We start from the raw sequence: 276 nt of genomic DNA, 5'->3' as shown, positions 1-276 counted from the left end.
GGCGCCCGCGTTCTGGAGGAAGTCGATGAACTGCCGGGTGCCGAGCTCGACGAGGTCGATCTTCGTCGTCTCGTTGTAGGTCGTCCCATTGATCGTGATCGGGTCGCTGCTGACCACGCCGCCGTACTGGTTGTACAGCATCGAGCCCGAGAAGTCGAGCGTCAGCATGATGTCGACCGGCCGCGCGGCGTCGTAGACGTTGTCGCAGTCCTCGTCGTACCAGAGCCGCGCGTTGATCGCGTCGCCGAGGTCGCCCATGTTGTCCGGGTCGACGAT

The 276-nt window shown here is 64.1% G+C and carries 1 pseudogene; it reads right to left on the bottom strand.

The annotated features are described in order from the left end of the window. Positions 1-276 (bottom strand): annotated as a pseudogene (locus tag EXE45_RS18820) (hypothetical protein); the annotation flags it as partial.

It is taken from the genome of Halorubrum sp. SP9, from assembly GCF_005435015.1.
Classification (GTDB): Archaea; Halobacteriota; Halobacteria; order Halobacteriales; family Haloferacaceae; genus Halorubrum; species Halorubrum sodomense.
Note: the sequence above shows the minus strand (reverse complement) of the source record. Positions and strands in the feature narration are given on the sequence as shown.